This is a genomic window from Pseudoalteromonas sp. AWM4_233 (genome assembly GCF_056158285.1).
Genome location: NZ_JBSWSZ010000069.1, coordinates 2,741 through 3,437 on the forward strand (window position 1 = coordinate 2,741; position 697 = coordinate 3,437).

1 protein-coding gene is annotated in these 697 nt (G+C 36.6%); it reads right to left on the reverse strand.

All coding sequences use genetic code 11. From position 1 onward, the window contains the following. Positions 1-163: 163 nt before the first annotated feature. Positions 164-391 (reverse strand): hypothetical protein, encoded by a 228-nt coding sequence (locus ACXAC4_RS20175; RefSeq protein WP_475164970.1) that lies wholly within the window; start codon positions 389-391, stop codon positions 164-166. Positions 392-697 lie beyond the last annotated feature (306 nt).

A 697-nucleotide genomic window follows, 5' to 3' on the forward strand; every position in this document is an offset into this window, starting at 1 on the left:
TAAGTGGGGTTTGCCAATTAAAACAACCTAACATTAGGCATTTCAGTTTTGCAGTGACTGTACCACTGTGTTGCTTATTAACACCTCCTACACGGTAGAACGAAGCACTACCGATTGCGAGATATCTGATTTTTTGTGTTTGCTGACACAAAAAGGTGCTGTGTTAAGGATTATTAAAGAAAACCATTAGAACGTATTTGAAAAAATCGAGAGCGATTTTAACAGCGTCCTTATCTACATTCTTATTCTGCTGAGCTTCTGTTAACAGTCGCTTAGCTTCTTTAAGTTGTAGGTTTGCTTCACTTTCTTCATCCTCTGCTGTTACCTCAATCAGATTCTCAATGATTACCACAGCTTTCTGGATTGCTTCATTCTTCTTTTTGAATTTCATCGGTTTTCCCTATAAATTTCATATGAAGCAATCACATTGACTGTATGGTGTTAACAATCATTGTCTAATCAACGAAAGCTATGATAGAACGAACAATTAGTAAAAACAAGCAAAAGTTAAAAAGTTTACTTTTGGGGTTGTTTACCAAAATGAACTTAACAAAGCATTTAAGAGTGATTCCCAACGCATGGCATTTTTCGTTCTATCTTTTAGTGCGGTGTTTACGGTGGAGGTGCTGTGTAAGAGGTGAATCTAACCGTCGTTAACCTTAGCAATACGTAACTGAACCAGTAGGTTAACAATACA

Bases quoted from the DNA above. Each gene is read 5' to 3' on its own strand.
- ACXAC4_RS20175 (WP_475164970.1), bottom strand. From the start codon at position 391: ATGAAATTCAAAAAGAAGAATGAAGCAATCCAGAAAGCTGTGGTAATC.